Annotated in this window: 20 protein-coding genes; 10 read left to right on the top strand and 10 right to left on the bottom strand. The window is 67.0% G+C overall.

The genetic code is table 11. The annotated features are described in order from the left end of the window. Positions 1 to 47: 47 nt before the first annotated feature. Positions 48 to 1,088, top strand: coding sequence for an NADP-dependent oxidoreductase (locus ASE10_RS12220; protein WP_200949789.1), 1,041 nt, complete (start codon positions 48 to 50; stop codon positions 1,086 to 1,088). 149 nt (positions 1,089 to 1,237) lie between these two features. On the opposite strand, the gene ASE10_RS12215 is transcribed toward ASE10_RS12220, so the two are convergent. Beyond that, positions 1,238 to 2,449, bottom strand: coding sequence for a glycosyltransferase (locus tag ASE10_RS12215; protein ID WP_055906028.1), 1,212 nt, complete (start codon positions 2,447 to 2,449; stop codon positions 1,238 to 1,240). 352 nt (positions 2,450 to 2,801) lie between these two features. Here ASE10_RS12215 and ASE10_RS12210 point away from each other — a divergent pair, with 352 nt between their 5' ends. Further along, complete coding sequence (locus ASE10_RS12210; protein WP_055906025.1) at positions 2,802 to 3,221, top strand: H-NS histone family protein; 420 nt, start codon at positions 2,802 to 2,804, stop codon at positions 3,219 to 3,221. Positions 3,222 to 3,255: 34 nt separating this feature from the next. Here the strand turns inward: ASE10_RS12210 and ASE10_RS12205 are convergent, their stop codons facing one another. Further along, positions 3,256 to 3,810: an isochorismatase family cysteine hydrolase gene (locus ASE10_RS12205; protein WP_055906022.1), complete on the bottom strand. Its 555-nt coding sequence runs from the start codon at positions 3,808 to 3,810 to the stop codon at positions 3,256 to 3,258. A 692-nt stretch (positions 3,811 to 4,502) separates the two neighbouring features. Between ASE10_RS12205 and ASE10_RS12200 the strand changes: the two genes are divergently transcribed. Next, positions 4,503 to 5,165: a DUF6766 family protein gene (locus ASE10_RS12200; RefSeq protein ID WP_055906019.1), complete on the top strand. Its 663-nt coding sequence runs from the start codon at positions 4,503 to 4,505 to the stop codon at positions 5,163 to 5,165. 777 nt (positions 5,166 to 5,942) lie between these two features. Here ASE10_RS12200 and ASE10_RS12195 read toward each other — a convergent pair. Both ASE10_RS12195 and ASE10_RS12190 read right to left on the bottom strand, forming a co-directional pair. Continuing rightward, positions 5,943 to 6,380: a hypothetical protein gene (locus ASE10_RS12195; RefSeq protein ID WP_055906015.1), complete on the bottom strand. Its 438-nt coding sequence runs from the start codon at positions 6,378 to 6,380 to the stop codon at positions 5,943 to 5,945. 13 nt (positions 6,381 to 6,393) lie between these two features. After that, positions 6,394 to 7,248, bottom strand: coding sequence for a sel1 repeat family protein (locus ASE10_RS12190; RefSeq protein ID WP_056305311.1), 855 nt, complete (start codon positions 7,246 to 7,248; stop codon positions 6,394 to 6,396). Between the two features lie 313 nt (positions 7,249 to 7,561). On the opposite strand from ASE10_RS12190, the gene ASE10_RS12185 reads away from it, so the two are divergent. Further along, the gene (locus ASE10_RS12185) at positions 7,562 to 8,077 is read left to right on the top strand and encodes a M48 family metallopeptidase (protein WP_055907081.1); all 516 of its coding nucleotides are present in this window, start codon (positions 7,562 to 7,564) and stop codon (positions 8,075 to 8,077) included. An 84-nt stretch (positions 8,078 to 8,161) separates the two neighbouring features. Here the strand turns inward: ASE10_RS12185 and ASE10_RS12180 are convergent, their stop codons facing one another. Next, entirely contained in the window at positions 8,162 to 8,527 is a 366-nt protein-coding gene (locus ASE10_RS12180; protein ID WP_055906009.1) for a DUF6164 family protein, read from the bottom strand. 139 nt (positions 8,528 to 8,666) lie between these two features. On the opposite strand from ASE10_RS12180, the gene ASE10_RS12175 reads away from it, so the two are divergent. After that, entirely contained in the window at positions 8,667 to 9,800 is a 1,134-nt protein-coding gene (locus tag ASE10_RS12175) for a carboxylate-amine ligase (RefSeq protein WP_055906006.1), read from the top strand. Positions 9,801 to 9,844: 44 nt separating this feature from the next. Then, complete coding sequence (locus tag ASE10_RS12170) at positions 9,845 to 10,645, top strand: type 1 glutamine amidotransferase (RefSeq protein WP_055906003.1); 801 nt, start codon at positions 9,845 to 9,847, stop codon at positions 10,643 to 10,645. A 23-nt stretch (positions 10,646 to 10,668) separates the two neighbouring features. Here the strand turns inward: ASE10_RS12170 and ASE10_RS12165 are convergent, their stop codons facing one another. From ASE10_RS12165 to ASE10_RS12145, 5 genes are all read right to left on the bottom strand, one after another. Then, on the bottom strand, positions 10,669 to 11,013 hold the full coding sequence (locus tag ASE10_RS12165) for a RidA family protein (RefSeq protein ID WP_055906000.1): 345 nt from the start codon (positions 11,011 to 11,013) through the stop codon (positions 10,669 to 10,671). 110 nt (positions 11,014 to 11,123) lie between these two features. Continuing rightward, on the bottom strand, positions 11,124 to 11,372 hold the full coding sequence (locus ASE10_RS12160; RefSeq protein WP_055905997.1) for a hypothetical protein: 249 nt from the start codon (positions 11,370 to 11,372) through the stop codon (positions 11,124 to 11,126). A 68-nt stretch (positions 11,373 to 11,440) separates the two neighbouring features. After that, a complete protein-coding gene (locus ASE10_RS12155; RefSeq protein ID WP_055905994.1) occupies positions 11,441 to 12,859 on the bottom strand; it encodes a M20/M25/M40 family metallo-hydrolase in 1,419 nt (472 codons plus the stop codon). A 97-nt stretch (positions 12,860 to 12,956) separates the two neighbouring features. Continuing rightward, complete coding sequence (locus ASE10_RS12150) at positions 12,957 to 13,430, bottom strand: DUF1579 domain-containing protein (protein WP_055905991.1); 474 nt, start codon at positions 13,428 to 13,430, stop codon at positions 12,957 to 12,959. A 94-nt stretch (positions 13,431 to 13,524) separates the two neighbouring features. Continuing rightward, a complete protein-coding gene (locus ASE10_RS12145) occupies positions 13,525 to 14,103 on the bottom strand; it encodes a YceI family protein (protein ID WP_055905988.1) in 579 nt (192 codons plus the stop codon). A gap of 199 nt (positions 14,104 to 14,302) precedes the next feature. On the opposite strand from ASE10_RS12145, the gene ASE10_RS12140 reads away from it, so the two are divergent. From ASE10_RS12140 to ASE10_RS12125, 4 genes are all read left to right on the top strand, one after another. Next, positions 14,303 to 14,725 carry a YciI family protein gene (locus ASE10_RS12140; RefSeq protein WP_055905985.1) on the top strand — a complete coding sequence of 141 codons (423 nt, stop codon included), beginning with the start codon at positions 14,303 to 14,305 and terminating at the stop codon, positions 14,723 to 14,725. A gap of 112 nt (positions 14,726 to 14,837) precedes the next feature. Beyond that, the gene (locus ASE10_RS12135; RefSeq protein WP_055905982.1) at positions 14,838 to 15,188 is read left to right on the top strand and encodes a YciI family protein; all 351 of its coding nucleotides are present in this window, start codon (positions 14,838 to 14,840) and stop codon (positions 15,186 to 15,188) included. 24 nt (positions 15,189 to 15,212) lie between these two features. Next, entirely contained in the window at positions 15,213 to 15,632 is a 420-nt protein-coding gene (locus tag ASE10_RS12130) for a VOC family protein (RefSeq protein WP_055905980.1), read from the top strand. Positions 15,633 to 15,784: 152 nt separating this feature from the next. Further along, complete coding sequence (locus tag ASE10_RS12125; RefSeq protein ID WP_055905977.1) at positions 15,785 to 16,207, top strand: YciI family protein; 423 nt, start codon at positions 15,785 to 15,787, stop codon at positions 16,205 to 16,207. The last annotated feature ends 190 nt before the right edge of the window (positions 16,208 to 16,397 follow it).

Genomic DNA, 16,397 nt, shown 5'->3' with positions numbered 1-16,397 from the left:
TAAGTTGAGGTTCTATGCTGCGCGTCCCCACTCCCTCCGGTCAAGCTATGGACAACCGCAACGCCCGCGACGACGACCTCGACCGACCCAGCTCCCGCGACGCCGCCGACGGCATCGACGACGATGCCGGCCTGATGCAGGCCGTGCATTTCGACCGCTACGGCGCACCCGAAGTGCTCTATCCGGCCGTGCTGCCGCTGCCCGAAGCCGCGCGCGGCGAACTGCGCGTGCGAGTGCGCGCGGCCGGCGTGCAGCCGGCCGACATCGCCCGCCGCAACGGCGACTTCGCGCGCCGCGGCATCGACGCCGACGCCGCCTTCCCGCAACGCCTGGGCTACGAATTCGCCGGTGTCGTCGACCAGATCGGCGACGGCGTGCGCGGCTATTACCACGGCCAGGAAGTGCTGGGCTGGTGCGACGGCGGCGCCTACGCCGAAGTCGTGACCGTGCCGGCGCCGCAGGTCGTGGCCAAGCCGCCGATGATGTCCTGGGCAGTGGCCGGCGCCCTGTCGGCCTCGGGCCAGACCGCGCAGGTCGCATTGCGCGCCTTGAACGTGGGCCGCGGCGACACCCTGCTGGTGCACGGCGCCGCCGGCGGTGTCGGCACCATCGCCGTGCAGCTGGCGCGTCTGGCCGGCGCCCGGGTGATCGGCAGCGCCAGCCGCGAGAACCACGCCTACCTGCGCACGCTCGGAGCCGAGCCGGTGCTGTACGGCGACGGCCTGGTCGAGCGCGTGCGCGAACTCGCGCCGCAAGGCGTGAGCGTGGCGCTGGACGCGGCCGGCCGCGGCGCCATCGCCGCCTCGCTGGCGCTGGGCGTGGCGCGCGAACGCATCGGCAGCCTGGTCGATGGCGACGGCGCGCGCGAACACGGCGTACTGCGCCTGCGCGGCGAATGCGACCGCGACCGCGACCGCCTGCGCCACCTGGTCGACCTGTACGAACACGGCCGCCTGCACGTGCATGTGCGCGAGATCTATCCGCTGGCGCATGCCGCGGTCGCGCATCGCGACGTCGAGACCGGCCACGGCCGCGGCAAGGTCGTGCTGATGGTCTACCAGACCGGCGACAGCGGATTCGGGCCGTGACCGACGCCAGCCGCACCGGCATGCGCGACGGCGGCTACGGTGCCGACGCGGCCGTCGACGCCGCGCCCTTGTTCGCGGCGAAAACCGCATCGGTGCGGTCTCGATCGCTCGCGCTGTTTCGATGCGGTGCGCCTGCGGCTTGCCGCGTCTTACGGATTGGCCGTGGCCGCCAGCGTCGTGGCGACGGCGCGGGTGCGTGCGAGGCTTTCGTATAGGGACACCACCTGCTCCATCAAGCCGTCGGTGCTCCAGGCGCGCGCGTCCAGCGGCCCGGCCGCCGACAAGGCCGCGCGGGTTTCGGGCGAACGCAGCACGGCAGCGACATGCCCGGCGAACGCGGCCTCGTCTTCGGCGCTGACCACCGCGCTGCGCACATCGCGCAGCACCGTAGCCGTCCCCATGACCGCGGTCGATACGATCGGCACACCCAGCGCCATCGCCTCGATCAGCACCAGCCCCTGGGTTTCGGTCGGCGAGGCGAACACGAACACATCGCCGGCGCGGTAGGCGTCGAGCAAGGCGGTGCGGCGGTCCAGATTGCCGAAGAAGCGCACGTGCTCCTGCAATTTGAGCTCCACACTCAGGCGCTTGAGGCGCTCGGCATCCGGGCCCTCGCCCGCGATCAGGAACAGCAGCTCGGGAAATTCGTCGACCAGACGCCGCGCCACCCGCAGCAGGAAGGCGATGTTCTTCTCGACCGCGAGCCGGCTCACCGTGACCAGGGTCGGACGCTGCGGCGCGATCCCATGCTCGGCGCGGAAGCGCGCGCCGTCGCCGCGCGCGAATTCGCTCAGGTCGATGCCGGTCGGCAGCACCGTCGACGGCGTGGTGATGCCGTAGCGCTCCAGCACCTGCACCATCTGCGCGGTCGGCACGATCAGGTGATCGACGCCGTGACACAGCGAGCGCGAAGCGCGCCGCGCGAACGCACGCAGCAGCGGCGCCGGCAGCCACGGCAGGTAGTGGCCGACGTATTCCTCGAAATAGGTGTGGTAGGTCTCCACCGTCGGCCGCCCGATCCGCCGCGCCAGGCGCACGCCCAGGCTGTGGGCGCGGAACGGGGTGTGGATGTGGATCACGTCCCAGTGCCGCGCCGCCAGCCGGTCCTCCACCGCGCGCAGCGCCGAAGCCCGGATCAGCCGGTCCTCGGGATCGAAGAAGATCACCCGCGACGGCAGCCGCAGGATCTCGAACTCGCCATGGCCGTCGTGCTGCTCCTGGCCGCTGTCGGGCCCGTAATCCGGCACCACCAGGGTCACCGCATGGCCCATCCGCGCCAGCGACTGGGCGAAGGTGCGGATCGACGTCGAGACGCCGTTGACCCGCGGGAAGTACACGTCGGACAGCATCAGGATGTTCATGCCCGCCAGACTATGGCGGGGCGATGACGGATTTGTGGCGGCCGCCTGAACCGTCCTCGCCGCCGTCGTGCCGGCGCCTCCGGGCGAAGCTGCGGGGCAGCCTGCCCGCTGCGAAGCTCCCAGCGGGGCGGCGATCCTGGCGGGACGACCCAAGGGGCCGCCGACATATCCACAAGGAGCATGGCCGACAGCCAAATGGCGCCCCCATCCATCTTCTTCAATGCCAGCCGCCTTCGACGGCATCGATATATTGAGGCGCAGGACCCGACCGTGCCTCCGGCCGAGAGCGCATTCTCACAAAACATCAGGTTGTCGCTTGACAGGTCGATGGTGTGGCTGGACCCTCGCCGGCATGAAAATCGATATCGAGAAGCTCAGCCTGTCGGAACTGAACGCCCTTCTGGTCGCCGCGGAGCAGCGGCGGCAGTTGATAAGCAGCCGTCGCCCCATTGCCCTAGTGCGTCGAAAAGCGGTCGCAGTCGCTGCCCAGTACGGGTATACGATCGAGGAACTGTATGGGGATCAGCCGGTAGCTGAGAAGCCTGGCAAGAAACGGGCGCCGCGGCGAAAGGCGAGCAAGGTGGCGGCCAAGTACCGCGATCCGGAGAACAAGCGCAATACCTGGTCTGGCCGCGGGCGGATGCCGCTGTGGCTGGCCCAGAAGACGAAACATGGCCGGAGCGTCACCGACTTCCTGATCCCCGGCCTGGCGAAGCCGACCGCACGCAAGAGCAGTTCGATAGGCCGACGGACGCTCATCAAGCAGGGCTGACGCGGAACCGCGAATGCGCAGCGGCTTGAGTCGACTAAGGCCTGATCGATCGGGATGCAGCCAACGAAGAACCTATCGACTCGTGAAGCATGCCGAGCGCCCGAACCGTTCGCGCGCGAGTCGGAGCCGCGACGCAGTCCGCGGGCACATGAACCGTCAGATCCCGCATGTGCGCGTCGATCGCCGTTGCTGCGACGCAAACGTCCGTGGAAATCCCCGTTATCACCACCTTCCGGCTGCCGCAGCGCTCGAGAAGCACCGCCAGGGGCGTGGAGTGAAAAGCGGATTGCTTGGGCTTGAGGATGTAGAAGTCATCCGGCTCCGGTAGCAGCTTCCTGGCGATCGGCGCGCCCCTAGACCCCTCGCCGCTGCAGATCTTCACAATTTCCGTGAAGTCCGCATGCCATTGCCCGAAGTTGTCATTCGCATAGATGACCGGAGCGCCGGCATTCTTGAAGCGACGCTTCAAGCTGGCGATCTTCGCTGCGGCCGGCGTCGCCTGCTTGAGCAGGGCATCACCCGCATCGAAATCGAGCATGTTCAACATATCCACAATCAGCAATGCGGGTCGACCTGACTTTCGCCGCATAGACACCTCACTGTCGACGTCTTAAGGCTGCTCTCGGCCGTGCGTTTCCTCGCTGGCTACGCGGGCTAAAGTGCCGGCGATCCGAGCCCGTTGACCGTTACGCGAACCTAGCGGCGCTACCGTCATGGAGTCGTGAACCGGTGTCCGCGAGGACCGGGCTCGTCGACCTCGGCACGAACGGCGTCAGCCGGCTGTGCGCGCGAAACAAAGCTCACGACAATTCAATCTCCCACTCTCTTCGTTGCCGCGTTCGGTCCCACGCCCTAGTCAGCGATTTTCTCGCGTCCATCTTCCGCATGAACCATTAAGAAAATCGGTATCGACAGAAACATTCTTCACATTCGCTTGCGGATGCCGCGTCTACTAATGATGCGTGCCAACCGCTGCACCATGCGATGGCACGAGCGAGAAGCTATGGACAAGACTCAAGTCCACGAACCATTACTGCGGGCACTGGAGACCGAGTGCGGCGGCATCAAGATTTGCACGGCAGCGATTAGGGACGCGCAAAACGAGGACCTCCGCAAAGAGTGGGAAGGCTATCTGGCCGAGACAAGAACTCCTGATCAAGATCGACGCACGACTACGTAGGCGGTCCGAAAGTTATCCGGTAATTGTTCCCAACCTCGCTCCGTGCCGTGAGCGCTCCGACCGAGGTTGTATGCACATACGGGCGTCCGCCCAGATTCGCTATGACCAAGACAGCCAAGAACACCCCTTCCTTCTGGCAACGTAATGCGCTGGGCCTTGTGCTCTTCGCGATCTTCGCCGTGTTCCTGTGGGGCCAGATCCTCGCGGGCCACGCCTCGTGGAACGATGAGTTGCTCACGCACGGCTACTCCCCTGTCACGCTGGCCGCCTATTTGCGCAGCGGTCATTTCATCTCCGCCACCTTCGAGAACTGGGAGAGCGAGTTCCTGCAGATGGGCATGTACGTACTGCTCACTGTCTGGCTGCGGCAGCACGGCTCGGCCGAGTCAAGACCGTTCCACGAAGATGAGGAAGTGATCGAGGACGGCCCAACGCCGTGGCCAGTCCGTATGGGCGGTTGGTGGGCAAGGCTCTATGCCAGTTCCCTGACCATTGCGTTTGCCTTCCTGTTCGTCGGGTCTTTTGTTCTGCATGCGGTGGGCAGCTGGCGACACGAGCTGGACGAACGGCATCTTGCAGGTCAGCCCCCGATTGGAATACTGGAGCATCTCTCCGGCACTACCTTCTGGTTCGAGTCCCTTCAGAACTGGCAAAGCGAGTTCCTCGCGGTGCTTGCGATCGTGATGCTGTCGATTTTCCTGCGCCAGGACAAATCTCCGGAGTCAAAGCCCCTTGCCGCGCCCCATTCACAAACCGGGGCCTAGCGGCTTGATAGAGAGATCATTGCCGATTTGTCGTAGTACTTCGCGCAGCAGGTCGAATTGCAGAGGATGTAAATGTCGCCTTATTCCAGAAGATATCGCCAAACCAACGATTGAACCGAGGCTTCATTTGCTCGATGTAGGCCAACGTCGGCTTATCCGGCACGGGATGGCCGATCTGGCAGCCGTTGTCGCACACGTACGGTCCCAGTTCGGCCGCAACTAACCAGGCACCTGCGATCAGTAACGAGTCGCCAAGCCGAAGGCCAGCCATACTGTCCTATTGCTTGCAGCACGCATCGTAAATCCTTCTTCCCTGTTGAGCGGCCTCAGCCAGTTGTGCAGGGTCGAGCTGACCTGCATACGCATCGAGGCGGCGCCTGCCAATATTGGCTCGGCGCGGCCAAATCCTCGGCGTAGGCGTAGGCGCGCAGGGCATCGCGCCGGGCGAGCACGCCGTAGTGATAGGCAACGCCGCATCGGCATCGCCCGCCTCTGCACGTGGCTGCAGCGCGGCGACCACATCCACCGCACGTCCCGGTGGCGGATCGTAGCTGCGTGTGAACGTCGACACGCGTGGCACCGTGCCCGGACGCCGCGCACGTAGGAGCTCAGCCGCCGGATCGCCAGCCGCAACATGGTTAGCGGACACCTCGGCATCCACATCGGGAGCTAGCGCAGGCGCAGGCGCAAAGCCCGCGCACGGTTCCCACCCCTTGCTCCCGGCGATGCGACAGCCGCCTGGAAGCGACGCCCGCGCATGGCGGGCGCCGCTCACGATCAGTTCTGCACCACCGCCGGATCGCCGACGATCACTTTGCCGCCGGTGTAACCTCCACCGCCTCCACCGCCGCCCGCACCCGGGTTGTAGCCACCGCCGTCACCGCCGGTTTCGTTGCCGCCACCGCCGACGCCGATGCTGCTGGAACCACCTTCGCGCTCGATACGCCCTTCCTTGCCGTAGAGGCCGAAATCGTCGGTGATGTAGTACTTCGCGCAATAGCTCGCGTTGCAGATGATGTAGGTATCGCCCTTGTTCCAGAACACGTCGCCGAACCAGCGGTAGAACAGCGGTTTCATCTGCTGCACGTAATCTGCGGTGAGCGGATCCGGCATGGGATAGTCGATCTGGCAGCCGTTGTTGCATTCGAACGGACCGCGCTCCGCCGCAATCAGCCAAGCGCAAGCCAACAACAACGGCACGGCCAGGCCGGCCATCGGCGACAGTTTCTTATGGTTTGCAACACGCATCGTAGATTCCCTTTCCTTGTTGAATGGCCGTAGCCAGTTGCGCCGGTTCCAGTTGGTCGGCGTACGTGTCCAGGTATTGCCGCCCGTACGCGCTCGGCGATGCCATGTCCTTCGCGTAGTAGTAGGCATAGGCCCGGATCGGGTCGCGCGGCGCCAGCACGCCGTAGTGATAGGCGTCGCTCAGGCTCATCAAGGCCGAGAGACTGCCGCTGGCGGCCGCCTGGCGCAGGTACTGCATCGCCTTGCGGCGATAGGCGATGACCTTCTCGGGGTTCGCCAGCATCTGCGAAGAGTTGCCGACGACCGCCTCGGCGTTGCCGGCATAGGAGAGCTGGGCCATCACCACACCGGCATCCGCGGCCTGCTCCAGCCAGCGCACGTTGTTCTGGTACTGCTCCTGCGTCAGACCGTGGCATTCCGGCGGCGTGCGCGCGATCAATTGCGCCTCCAGGCTGTCGTCCGCGCTCGGCGGCGGCCGGTTGTCGTTGCCGCCACCGTGGTAGAGCTGGTAGCGGCATTCCTCGATCTTGATGAACAAATACAGGGCCGCTTCGTTGTCGCCGGCCTCGGCCCGCGGTTGCAGGGCCGCGACCACGTCGACCGCGCGGCCGCGCAGCAGGTCGAAGCTGCGCGAAGGCAGCACGCCCCGCCTCACCGCACCGGGGCGACGCGCGCGCACCAGTTCGGCAGCCGGGTCGCCGGCGCCGCCGACCTCGTCCGCGGCGACGGGTTGCGCAGTCGGAGCTGGAACGCTCATACGCGCGACGGGCACGGCATCCATCCGATGTCCGCGCCACCAAACCGCCAGTGCCGCCACCGCCAGCACCGCGGCCATCGCTCCCAACCAACCTCTGCGCCTATCTGCCCGCATTCCCTCGCTCCTCGCTCGTGTCCGGTTTGCCGGCCCGTAGGCCGGTACTGACCCGTCGTCTGTCCGCATCGGAAAATTCGCGACTTCGAGTTGCGGAGAGATAAAACACAATCCTAAATTGACATTCAAGACCAATTAAAAGTTGGCGTGCCAGGCGGCGCACCTCAGGTGCCGATGAGGCGTGCGATCCATTGAAGAAATGAGCAAAACGCCGGTCGCGCGCAGGCCCGCACGCGTCGCCGTCCGCTGCGCGCGGCGACTGTCGTATCGTTACGGCATGCAGTCCCTGACCTACCTCAACGGCTATCCGGAGCACGTGCTGGCGCGCGTACGCGAGTTGCTCGCGCAAGGACGCCTGGGCGCGGTGCTACGCGAGCGCTACCCGCAGGCGCACGAGGTTCGCAGCGACCGCGCGCTGTACGAATACACGACCGAACTCAAGGGGCGTTACCTGCGCAAGGCCGAGCCGCTGCACAAGGTGATCTACGACAACCGCCTGCAGGTGATCGGCCAGGCCCTGGGCACGCATACCGCGATTTCGCGGGTGCAGGGCGCCCGTCTCAAGGCCAGCCGCGAGATCCGCATCGCCACGGTGTTCCGCGATGCGCCGGCGGAGTTCCTGAAAATGATCGTGGTGCACGAGCTGGCGCACCTGAAGGAAAGCGACCACAACCGCGCCTTCTACCAGCTGTGCACGCACATGGAGCCGGATTACCACCAGCTCGAGTTCGACCTGCGCCTTTACCTCACTGCGCTCGATCTGGAAGGCGCCAGGCCGGCGGCGCGCGGCTGACGCGCGCACCATCGGGCCGCATCACGCTATGTCGCGGTTGATGGACTCGGCGACCGCGCCGCGGTCGCGGCGCAACGCTCCGGCTCAGTGCCGCAGCAGCCACGCCGGCAGAGCGAGCACCGCCAGCAAGGCGACGATCGCCGCGACGATCGCCAACACCCGCAGCGGCTCGCGCCGCAGCACGTCGATGAAGGTCTCGGCGCTGCCGTCGCGCAGGGCCGCGTCGTGCTCGGCGCGCGCACGCGCCTGACGCTCGCCCTGGTACTCGGCCATCAGCGCCCGCGCCGCGGCCTCGTCGCGGTCGTAGGCGATCCAGATCCCACCATAGGAAATGCCCCAGCGGCTGGGCCGGGTCTCATAGAACTCGATGCGGTGCGCGTCCAGCAGCGCGCGCACGTCGGCGGCCTCATCCTCGGGCACCTGGCGCAGATTCAGCAGCAGTTTCGACATGCGCCGATGATACCGCGCCGGCTTCTTCAACTGCCGCTTACATCGCCCGCGCTACCTTGACCGAAATCCGCGACCGCAGGAGCGCCCGCATGTATCGTCCTTCCTCCATCGCCACGCCCCGACGCCTCGGCGAGCGCGCGTGAGCGAACACCACGACTACACCTACGGCATCGAGGAGGAGTATTTTCTCGTCCGCCCTGGCGCCCACGGCCTGGCCACGCGGGTGCCGGCGGAATTGCTCAGGCAGGCCCGGCGCGAACTCGGCGACTCGGTCGCCAACGAACTGCTGCAATCGCAGATCGAAATCTCCAGCCCGATCCTGCGCGACGCCGGCGAGGCCGAGCGCAGCCTGATCGGCCTGCGCAGCGCGCTGTCGCAGGTCGCCGCGCGCTTCGATCTGGGCCTGGTCGCGGCCGGCACTCACCCCTTGGGCGTATGGCGCGAACAAGAACGCAGCCCGCGCTCGCACTACCGGCGGCTGATGGAGGATTTCCAGATCGTCGCCCGCCGCAGCCTGGTCTGCGGCCTGCACGTGCACGTGCAACTGCCGCCGGGCGTGGACCGGGTGCGGGTGATGAACCGGATGATGCGCTGGCTGCCGCTGTTCCTGGCGCTGTCGACCTCCTCGCCGTTCTGGAACCGCTCGCGCACCGGCCTGCTCAGCTACCGCCAGGCCGTCTACGACGAATGGCCGCGCACCGGCGTGCCGGATTTCTTCGCCGACGAAGCCGAGTACGACGCCCTAGCCGCCCTGCTGACCCGAGTCCACGCGATCAACGACGCGCGCTCGCTGTGGTGGGGCATCCGGCCCTCGCCGCGCTTCCCCACCCTGGAGCTGCGCATCGCCGACTGCTGCACCCGGGTCCGCGACGCCCTGGCGATCGCCGCGCTGTACCGCTGCCTGCTGCGCTACCTGGTGCGCTGCCCCGACGACGACCCGCCGCGCAGCGCCCTGACCCGGCGCGTGATCGACGAGAACCGGTGGCGCGCCAAGCGCTTCGGCATCGAAGCCAAGTTCTTCGACGAAAGCGGCGCCGACCCCGAACCGCTGCCGCAGATGCTGGCGCGGCTGCGCGAACTGTGTGCGCAGGACATCCGCGCCCTGGACAGCGCCGCCGCGCTGGCACCGCTGGACGCGATCGTCGCCCAGGGCAGCAGCGCGCATGCGCAACTGGCGCTATACCGCGAACAACGCGATCGCGGCCTGGGCCGCGTACCCTCGCTGGAGGCGGTGGTCGATTGGCTGCGCACCACCACCGCGGCGAGCGACTGAGCCGTCGGCCCGCCCCTACCGATCACGTCCCCATCGAGGCCCGTATGAACGCCACGCCGCGCAAACTGATGATCGGCCTGTCGCCGCGCCTGATGCGCAACCTGCCCGCGCAATACGGCTTCCGCAACAAGACCCTGCAGTACCTGGAACAGTCGATGGCGCATTGGGTGATGTCGGCCGGCGCGCTGGTGGCGATGATCCCCACCGTCGATCCCGACGGCGACGTCCAGCGCAGCGACCTGTCGGTGCGCGAATACGCGCAGTCCTTCGACGGCCTGATCCTGCAGGGCGGCGCCGATATCGATCCGGTCGCCTACGGCGAGCAGCCCAGCGAGCTGCTGCAGACCACCGATCCGGTCCGCGACCGCTTCGAACTGTCGCTGCTGCGCGCCTTCGCCGCCGCCGGCAAACCCGTGCTCGGCGTCTGTCGCGGCATGCAGCTGATCAACGTCGCCTATGGCGGCAGCCTGTATCAGGATCTGGTCGCCGGCGGCGCCACCCGCAACCAGCACTACCTGCCCGACCGCTACGACGAACACGCCCATCCGCTGCGCATCGAAGCCGGCGGCTGGCTGGCCGCACTGTATCCGCCGCAGGAAGGCACGCGGGTGAATTCGATCCATCATCAGGGCATCCGCCGGCTCGGCGACGGCCTCCACGTCGAGGCCTGGTCCGAGGACGGCATCCCCGAATGCATACGCGCGCCCAACGCCGCTTTCGTGGTCGGCGTGCAATGGCATCCGGAATTCCACGACGCGCGCTTTCCCGAACTGATGCCCGGGCGGCCGCTGCTGGACGCGTTCCTGGCCGCGGCCTATGCCGGCCAGCGCGGCGACGGCGGCTGAGCCGCATCGCCGCGCCGCGGGACTCAAACCGCGGCGGTCACCACGATCTCGATCTTCCAGTTCGGATTGGCCAGCGCCGCCTGCACGGTCGCGCGCGGCGGCGTGCGGCCGGCCACTACCCACTGGTCCCAGACCGCGTTCATGCCCGCGAAATCGGCGATGTCGGCCAAATAGATCTGCGCGCGCAGGATCCGCGACTTGTCGCTGCCGGCCTGCGCCAGCAAGGCGTCGATCGCGGCCAGCACCTGCCGGGTCTGCCCGCCGATATCGGCGTGTTCGTCGTCGGCGATCTGCCCGGCCAGGTAGACCGTACCGTTGTGCACGGCCATTTCCGACATGCGCGGACCGACTTCGTAGCGCTGGATCATGCTGCACCTCGCTCAGTGGGGACGGCCAGTATCGCCTATCGGGCGCCGCGGACCGGCGCCGCGGACCAGCGCCGCGAACCGACATCGCAAACCGGCGTGCGAGGGCCGCGTCAGCCGCGCGTAGCCCGCAACGCCGACAGCAAGGCGAGCAGATTGTCCGGCACGTCCGACTGGGCGATCTTCTGCATCGACCCCGGCTCGCTGCCGGCGACCACACGGAAGCTGCGCTGGTCGTAGACGATGTAGTGCACCCGCCCCAGGTGAGAGGTCTGCGCGATCGTGTCGGCGATGTCGTCCGCGGTCGCATTGTCGACGCTCACGCCGTCGCCGAGTTCGTCGGTGTGCAGCAGGATCTCCATATCGTTGCCCTCTCATGGATGTGCGGGCGTAGCGCGCCCGCATCGCAGCCGCGCACGCCGGCCGGCGCTCAATCCGCGGCGTCGGCGTAGCGGCGCACGATCTCGTACAGGAAACGCCGCCCGTCCAGCAGCGAGCGCACCCGGATACGTTCGTTGAGACCGTGCGCGCGGCTGCCCTCGGCATCGTGGAACAGGCCCGACAGGCCGTACGTGGGGATGCCGGCGGCATTGAGGAAGCGGCCGTCGGTGGCGCCGGTGGACATGGTCGGCACGATCGCGACCCCGGGCCAGATCGCGTCGGCGACCTCGCGCACCGGGCCGAGGATCTTCGGCGACAGCGGCGGCGCGGAGGTCGCCATGCCGGGCTCGCCGCGCGGCGCCACCTTGATGCGTTCGTCGGCGAGCACGCGCACCAGGGTCTGGCGCACCTCCTCGACCGGCACGCCCGGCAGGATCCGGCAATTGACGTTGGCACGCACCTGCTGCGGCAGCGCGTTGGACGCATGGCCGCCCTCGATCTGGGTCGCCACGCAGGTGGTGCGCAGCGTGCTGTTCCAGCCTGGGTTGATCGTCCACAGGCGATCGGCCGCGGCCGCGTCGGCCGGATCGGCCAGCACCGCGCGCATGTCGGCGGCGATCGCCGGCGCCGACAGCCGCGCCTGCGCTTCGAAGTAGCCGCGCGTGACCGGGTTCAGCGCGATCGGGAACTGGTAGGCGCCCAGCCGCTCCAGACCGCCGGCCAGATGGGTGATCGGATTGTCGCGGGTCGGTCGCGAACTGTGCCCGCCGACGTCGCTCGCGCTGAGTTCGAAGTCCTGATAGACCTTCTCGCCGGCCTGCACCTGCAGCGCCAGCGGCTTGCCGTCGCGCAGTTCGCCGCCGGCGCCTTCGTTGAGCACGAACGCGGCCGCCAAGGTCTCGGGCTGGGTCTCCATCAGCCACTTCACGCTGTTGAACACGTCCGGCGATTCCTCGCCGCAGGTCAGGGCCAGCTTGATGTCGCGCCGCGGCACGTAGCCGGCCTGGCGGTAGCGCACCAGATTGTCGGTGAAGATCGCCGCCATGGCCTTGTCGTCGCTGGCGCCGCGCGCATAGAACCAGCCGTCTTCCTCGACCAGGGTGAACGGGTCGCGCTGCCAGTCCTCGCGCCGTGCCTCGACCACGTCGATGTGGGCCAGCAGCAACAGCGGCTTGAGCTTGGAATCGCGGCCGCGCAGCGTTGCGATCAGGGCGCCGTCCTGCGGGCGGTCGCTGGGCGCGAGGATGCGCGAGTCCTGAGCCGGCAGGCCGGCCGCGAGCAAACGCGCCTGCATCGCCTGCGCCGCGCGCGTGCAACTGCCGACCGAGCGGGTGGTGTTGATCTCGACCAGTTCGCGGTACAGGGCGCGGAACGCGGCCTCATCCGGCGCCGGTGCGGCCGCCGCCGCGCCCGCCCACAACGCGGCCATCGCCGCGACCATGCTGACACCCGTTAGCGAACGCGACATGCCTGGTTCCTCTGCCGAAAAAAACGACAGTGCCGTCCGCCCGAGGGCGCCGCAAGTGCCGCGATCGCGACTCCAGTCGCGACCGCGGCGAGCCCGGCTATTTCTTGCGCCGGTAGCGCACCGACATCACGGGCTGCCACTGCCCGTCGTCGCCGAGCATGCGCGAGCGCAGTTCGTGATGGTCGTCGTCGATCAACTCGATGATGTCCTGGAAATCGCGGATCCGGCCGCTGTCGAAATCCGGACCGCGGGTATCGAGGGTGAGCGTGCGCCCGTCGGCGCCGACCGAACCCTCGTAGACCCACAGGCCGGACAGCATGCTGCCGGCGAAGGCGCCGACGTAGCGGCCCTTGGCCGGGTCGTAACCCAACGTGATCTGCATGATCGACGCCTCCGGCGATTCGCTGCGCGCCTCGCACCGGATCCACAGCTCGCCGATCTTGCTGACCGTCTGCTGCGATCGCCAGGTGGTCGGCGCTTCGCCGGGCGCCCCGGGTATCTCGCCCTCGCCCACCCATTCGCCTAGCAATCGTTGCAACCAGCGATGCTCGGCTTGCGGTTCGTTGTTCATGGCCCTGTCCTCAGGGAGCCCAAGCCGCGGCGACCTGGCGCTCCCTCCAGTGGATGTTGCCCGTAGTGCAATCCCTGCCGGACCTGCGACCGGCTCACTTGGCCTGCGCGACGGCCTCGACCTGGATGCGCAGCGTCACGTCCATGCTGAAACCCCAGTCCTTGCCGGCATCGATACCGAAGGCATCGCGCTGGAAGCTGGCGCTGGCGTCGGCGCCGCAAAGCTCGCGCTTGAGCATCGGATGCGGAATGCACTTGAAGGAATTGATCTTCAGTTCCAGCGGCTTGGTCACGCCGTGCAGGGTGAGTTCGCCGACGACCTTGGTCGGCGCGCCATCGACGAAACCTTCGAGCTTGCCCTTGTAGGTCGCGGTCGGGTACTTGGCGACGTCGAACAGCGTGTCGCCACGCGCATGCTCGTTCATCTTGTCGTGACCGTAGTCGATGCTGTTGGTATCGACCACTACTTCGACCGTGCCGGTGCCCTTGGCCTTGTCGAGCACGACCTTGCCGCTGGACGAGTTGAATTTGCCGCGCCAGACCGAGATGCCCATGTGCGAGGCCTCGAAGCTGGGATAGGTGTGGCTGGGGTCGATCTCGTAGGTCGTCGGCGCGGCCACGGCCGATGCGCTGGCGATAAATGCTATCGGGATCAAATACTTGAGCGACTTCATTGCGGCGTTCCTTCGATCCGGGGGGTTGGGCCCGGAACGCTAGCACCGCCTCGTCTCCCCCGGCAACCGCAATCGCCAAAAAAATATTTCGCGGGCCGTGTCGATTCCGCGCCCCTGCCTTCGTCGCCCTGAGTAAGAGCGCCGCAACGACACCGCACACCGCGACCGACGCTTCCCAACCCAACCAGGAGACAGGGCCATGCGATTCATGCTGATAGTCAAATCCGACGACGCTGCCGAAGCCGGGCAAATGCCCAGCGAAGAACTGCTGACCGCGATGGGCAAGTACAACGAGGAACTGGTCAAGGCCGGCGTGCTGCTGGCCGGCGAAGGCCTGCATCCCTCTTCCAAGGGCGCGCGCGTGCGCTTCTCCGGCCAGCGCCGCAGCGTCGTCGACGGTCCTTTCCCGGAGGCCAAGGAACTGATCGGCGGCTTCTGGCTGATCCAGGTCAAGTCCAAGGAAGAGGCGATCGAGTGGGTGAAGCGTTGCCCGAACCCCACCGGCGGCGAATCGGAAATCGAGATCCGCCAAGTATTCGAAGCCGAGGATTTCGGCGCCGAACTCACCCCGGAACTGCGCGAACAGGAACAACGCCTGCGCGCCCAAGCCGTCAAGCACTGAGCGCCGCACGGAAACGGTTCGCCCCTATGTCGATCGTGCGCGCCGCCGTTCGTCGTATCCATACAGTCCGCCGAAAGCATCCGCCCTCCCCATCGTCGTCATGGAGTCACCGATGAAATTCCTGTCCATCTACACCCCCGACACCAGCAAGCCCGCCGACTTCGGTCCCGACAAACAGCAGCGCATGGGCGAGTTGATCCAGCAGGGCCTCAGCGACGGCAGCCTGCTGCACACCGGCGGCCTGCTCGCCCGAGGCGGCGCCCGCATCGGCCTGAACGGCGGAAAGATCACCGTCACCGACGGGCCCTACGCCGAGGCCAAGGAAGTGATCGCCGGCTACGCCCTGATCGAGGTCGAGTCCTTCGAATCCGCCGTCGAGTACGCCAAGCGTTTCCTCGACATCGCCGGCGACGGCGTCAGCGAGCTGCACCGCATCGTCGACGGCGACATGAACTGCAACTAGCCCCCCCACCAAACAGAGTCACCCATGTACCTCGCCCCCTACCTCACCTACGACGGCAAGGCCGAAGCCGCGTTCCAGCGTTACGCCGAACTGCTCGGCGGCAAGATCGAAATGCTGCTGCGCTACGGCGAAGCCCCCGACGGCAGCTGCGACTCCTTGTCGGATGAACAAAAGAACAAGGTCATGCACGTCCGTCTGGCCGCCAAGGACTGGGTGCTGATGGCCTCCGACGCCGGCACCCACTACCCCTATGACGGCGTCAAGGGCATGTCGATCTCGCTCAACGTCGATTCCGCCGCCGATGCCGAGCGCATCTTCCAGGGCCTGGCCGAAGGCGGCCAAGTCACCATGCCGCTGGCGCAGACCTTCTGGGCCGAACGCTTCGGCTGCGTCACCGATGCCTACGGCGTGCCGTGGCTGATCAACTTCGAAAAGAAAGCCTGACCGCATGCGCGCGCCGCTCGCGCAGCGGCGGCGCGCACTCGGCGATCGACACCGGCCTCGCTCGCCCCCCCTCGCGCTACAAAAACCGAACTGCGGCGCGCCTTGCGGCGCCTGCCGTCGCCCCCTCTCTGCGCCACCACAGGAGACGCACTATGCGCTTCATGATGCTGATGATTCCCCAAGGCTACGAACAAGCCGCACCCGGCACCTTGCCGCCCGCCGACCGCGTCGCGACGATGATGAAGTACAACGAAGCCCTGCAGCAGGCCGGCGTACTGGTCGCGCTGGACGGCCTGCACCCGCCCTCGATGGGCGCACGCGTGTCCTTCGCCGGCGGCAAGCCGAAAGTCACCGACGGCCCCTTCAGCGAATCCAAGGAAGTGCTGGGCGGCTACTGGATGATCGACGTCGCATCGAGAAACGAGGCGATCGCCTGGGCCTCGCGCTGCCCGGCCGCGGAAAACGAAACCATCGAAATCCGCCAGGTGATGGAGTTCGAGGACTTCCCCGCCGATGTCCAGGAGGCCGGATCCGCATTCCACGACCTGCAAGGCGATAGCGGCCAACGCAACTGATCGGATCCCGCGCCCATACTCGCCGTCGTCCTGTCCCTGCTGGCCTTGCTCGTGGTCGCGGTGCTGCGCTACGCCGCGACACGTCCCGATACCTTGCGGACCGAGCGTAGCCTGGTCATCCATGGCCGCGCGACCTGATGCATGCAGGGCCCCAGCGTCTACATGACCAAACTCATGGGCGTTTTCTTCG

This window comes from Lysobacter sp. Root76, from assembly GCF_001428685.1.
Classification (GTDB): domain Bacteria; phylum Pseudomonadota; class Gammaproteobacteria; order Xanthomonadales; family Xanthomonadaceae; genus Lysobacter.
This window is presented reverse-complemented; position numbering and strand designations above follow the sequence as displayed.